The organism is uncultured Cardiobacterium sp. (genome assembly GCF_938028185.1).
Lineage (GTDB): Bacteria > Pseudomonadota > Gammaproteobacteria > Cardiobacteriales > Cardiobacteriaceae > Cardiobacterium.
Map to the genome: position 1 here is coordinate 1 of NZ_CALJAH010000050.1, position 4,284 is coordinate 4,284.

The following is a 4,284-nucleotide window of genomic DNA, read 5'->3' on the forward strand; positions in this document are numbered from 1 at the left end:
GCAGTTCGGCGGGGAAGTTGTGCTTGATGATGTCCTGCTCGCTGCCGCCGTAGGGCGGGTTCATGAGGATGATGTCGTGGCGGTCGGCTTCGCGGTAGTCGCGCACGTTTTGTTCGAGCGCGTTGCCGTGGCGGATGCGCGGGCTGTCGATGTCGTGCAGTATCAGGTTGGTGATGGCCAAGAGGTGCGGCAGCGGTTTTTTTTCGATGCCGTAGAGGCTTTGGTTCAGGGTGGTGCGGTCTTGTACGGTTTTGACTTGCGGCTCAAGTGCATTGAGCGCGGAGACGAGAAAGCCGCCGGTACCGCTGGCAAAATCGGCAACCGTTTCGCCCAGTTTGGGGTCGATCATCTGCACCATAAAGTCGGTGACGGCGCGCGGGGTATAAAACTCGCCTGAATCACGCTGATTTTGCAGGCTTTTCAGGATGGTTTCGTAGATGTCGCCGAAGGCGTGGCGGTCTTTGCTGCTGTCAAAATCAATGGCGTCGATTTTGTTGATGACCTTTCGCAGCAGTATGCCGTCTTTCATGAAGTTTTTGGCGTCGGCAAATACGTCGCGCACGATGCGCTGGCGCAGCGGGGTTTGTTCGTTGATGCGCAGGTTTTTTAGGGCGGGCATGAGTTCGGTGTCGATGAAGTGCAGCAGTTCATCGCCGGTGAGGGTGTTGCCGTCTTTGTGGTCGGTCGCCCAGTTTTGCCACTGGTAGGCGGGCGGGATGATGGACTGGTAGTTTTCATCGATGATTGCCCAGTTTTCTTCTTTGTTGCCGTAGATTTTGAGGAAGAGCAGCCAGGTCATCTGCTCGATGCGCTGCGCATCGCCGTTGATGCCGGCATCGGAACGCATGATGTTTTGGATGGTTTTGACGAAGGTGTTGAGGCTCATAGGGGGTAACGGGTTGTTTGTGTGCGGGTATTTTAGCGGTTGTGCTGTTTTGTTTGCGGCTGTTTTTGCTGGGGTTACTGGCACAGGCAGCGCTTTGCCGCTATACTGCGCGCCCCTTTTCTGGGGCTAAATCATTAAACATACACAGGAAAAAAATAATGGATCGCAGATCATTCCTCAGCGGCGCTGCCGCCGCTTCCCTCGCCTTCGCCGCCACCGCAGCCAGCGCCGAAGAACACAAGCACGAACACGCCCACGGCGCGGCCAACCCGCACGACGCACTCGTCAAGGCAACCGCCGCCTGCCTCGCCGCCGGTCGTGCCTGCCTTGCCCACTGCCTGCGCCTCTTGGCTGAAGGCGACAAGAGCCTCGGCGACTGCGCCAAAACGGTCAATCAAATGCTGGCGCTGTGCGACGCCACCAACAGCCTCGCCGCGCAACAGGCCGCATTGCTGCCCGCCGTCGCCAAACTCTGCGCTGATGCCTGCAAACAGTGCGCCGAAGCCTGCAAGGCACACGCCGACCACCACGCCGAATGCAAGGCCTGCCTCGAAGCCTGCAACGACTGCGCCGAACAATGCGGCAAAATCGCTGCCTGATTGCCCCATTCGCAAAAAAGCCCGCCATCCGGCGGGCTTTTTCCCAACGAGAACCGCGATGACCACACCCGCCCTCACCATCCCGCTCACCGGCCGCGCCCTGATTGAAGCCTCTGCCGGCACCGGCAAAACCTGGACTCTCACCGGCATCATCCTGCGCCTGCTCATCGAAGGCGACTACGAGCCGCGCGGCATCATCGCCACCACCTTCACCCGCAAGGCCGCGGCAGAAATGCAGCAGCGCGTCCAAAAGCGCCTGCACGCGCTACGCGAAAACCTGAAAGCCATCGCCAGCGGCTACTTCCACGACGAAACCCTGCTGGCCGACGACGCCGGACTTGCCGCCCGCCTCGATGCCATCACCACTGCCAGCGGCGGCGACGACATCAACCGCCACCTCATCCGCCATGCCGTCAAAAAACGCGGACTGAACGGCCTGATCGCGCTCTTTGCCCGCGTCGAAAGCCTGCAAGAACACCTCGACGAAATCTTCATCGGCACCATAGACAGCCTGTGCCAGCGCTGGCTGGCCGAATTTGCGCTGGAAACCGGCAACGACGAACGCCTGCAAATCAACGAAAACAGCCCCGCCCTCGAAGAAACCGTACACGACGCGCTGCGCCGCCTGCGCCACGCCGAATACCTCGCCGACCCGGACGCCTTCGCCCGCCGCATCGCCCAGGGCGCCCTGCATGACAGCGACGCCTACCTTGCCGCCGCACGCGAGGCGACCACCTACCGCGACGCCAAAATCGACAGCGACAACCCCAAAACCGACAGCGACGACACCCCCGCCACCTACGACAGCGCGCGCCACGCCACACTCGTCCAACAACTGCGCAGCATAGACCCCGAAACCATCGCCAGCTGGCAAGAACTCACCCGCTCGCCCGCCTTCCTCGCTGCCGTTAATAACAAAAACAGCTGGCACAAAAACCTCGACGCACTGCCTGAACTCATCCACCAACTCCAAAACGAACAACTGCTCGACGACACCACCACAAAACTCGCCCCCGGCTTCCCCAACCCCAATTACAAAAAAGGACACGACGCCCTCGCTACCGCCTACAGCGCCCACCCCCTCACCGTCCTCCTCCGCGACCTCCTCGCCGCGCGCGACGCCCAACAACAACACCACGCCCACCGCACCCGCCAAACCACCAAACAACTGCTCGACACCGTGCGCGACGAATACCCCGCCGCCCTCGAAGCGCGCGGCGAAACCACCTTCAGCGAAAAAACACGACGCATCAACCAGACCCTTGCCCACGAACGCCACGGCGCGAGCCTCGCCCGCTACATCATGCAGCGCTACCCGGTAATGCTGGTGGACGAATCACAAGACCTCAACGACGAACAGGCGACCCTGCTCGAACACACCTGGCTGCGCGCAGATGCCGACCGCGCCCGCACCTTCCTCCTCCTCGTCGGCGACCCCAAACAGGCCATCTACGCCTTCCGTGGCGGCGACGTCGCCAACTACAACCGCCTCAAACAACACTTCACCGCCGCCGAACAACACCGCCTCGACACCAACCGCCGCAGCAGCCCCCACCTCATCGCCGCGCTGAACGAACACTACCTCCAGGGCGACAACGCCCGCCTCGGCGAGCACATCACCTACCACCGCGCCCAGGCCGCCAACCCCGCCCCCACCATCGTCAGCGCCAGCGGCGACCCCATTGCCCGGCCGATGCAGTGGTACCACAGCGGCACCAACAACGGTGAAGAAACCGACGCCATCGCTGCCCTCGTTGCCTACCTCCTCGCCGCCGACAGCCCCTGGGCGCGGCGTAACCCCGACGGCAGCCTCGCCCGCATCCGCCCCGGCGACATCCAAATCCTCACCCGCGGCAACGACAGCCTCGCCGAACTGCAAACCAAACTGCACGCACGCCACATCGACAGCGAACTCAACCACGACCGCAGCGTCTTTGGCGGCACCGTCGCCCGCACCTTCGCCGACCTGCTCGCCGCCATCGAACAACCCGACCAGCGCGACCGGCAAAACCGCCTCCTGAGCGGCCACTACTACGGCTACAGCCAGACAGAACTCGACCGCCTCGCCGCCATCGAACAAGGCAGCATCGCCGCCCGCGCCGACGAACTCACCCTCGCCGACCTGCGCGACGCCCTCGCCCGCGCCCAGGACGACTGGCAAAACCGGGGACTGCTCGCCGCCCTCAACCCGCTGCTCACCCACCGCAAACACAACATCTGGCAAACCCTGGCCAGCTACCCCGCGCCGGACAACCTGCGCCACCTGCTCGACCTGCGCCACATCCAGACCATCATCGCCGAACACGCGCCCGGCCAACGCCCGGCACAATTTGCCGCGTGGTGGCGCGACCAACTCGCCGCCCCGCCGGACGCCGACTGGGCCAAAGCACCGCCGCTACCCGGCGATGACGCCGTGCGCCTGCTCACCATCCACAAAGCCAAAGGCCTCGAATCCCCCATTACCATCCTCGCCACCGGCGGCGTACGCCGCGGCGGTGACAACCGCGCGCGCATCAAAACCTGGCGCTACCGCGACGGCGAGCGCATCCGCATCACCCTCGACAAACCCGAAGGCGACATCGAAACCCGCATCAACACACAAGAAAACGACGAAAACCGCCGCCTGCTCTACGTCGGCCTCACCCGCGCCAAAAACCTGCTGCTCGTCGCCCACCGCAAAAAAAATGGCATCGACAGCACCGAAAAACTCTACCAAACCTACGCGCAAAACCCCGGCCAATGCCCGCACGCCGACGAAATCCCCATCTTCATCACCAATTCCCCCGCCGAACTACCCCC

The 4,284-nt window shown here is 63.0% G+C and carries 3 protein-coding genes; 2 read left to right on the forward strand and 1 reads right to left on the reverse strand.

Annotated features, from left to right (window positions below):
• Window positions 1-886 (reverse strand): class I SAM-dependent DNA methyltransferase (locus Q0349_RS01705; protein ID WP_298079087.1); only part of this gene is annotated, 886 nt, incomplete at its 3' end.
• A gap of 158 nt (window positions 887-1,044) precedes the next feature.
• On the opposite strand from Q0349_RS01705, the gene Q0349_RS01710 reads away from it, so the two are divergent.
• Complete coding sequence (locus Q0349_RS01710; protein WP_298079088.1) at window positions 1,045-1,485, forward strand: Csp1 family four helix bundle copper storage protein; 441 nt, start codon at window positions 1,045-1,047, stop codon at window positions 1,483-1,485.
• 58 nt (window positions 1,486-1,543) lie between these two features.
• On the forward strand, window positions 1,544-4,284 hold a 2,741-nt coding region (locus tag Q0349_RS01715), incomplete at its 3' end, for an exodeoxyribonuclease V subunit beta (RefSeq protein ID WP_298079090.1).

What these genes read in the sequence shown, in the direction of transcription:
- Q0349_RS01710 (WP_298079088.1), top strand. Translation starts at nt 1,045, where the DNA reads ATGGATCGCAGATCATTCCTCAGCGGCGCTGCCGCCGCTTCCCTCGCC.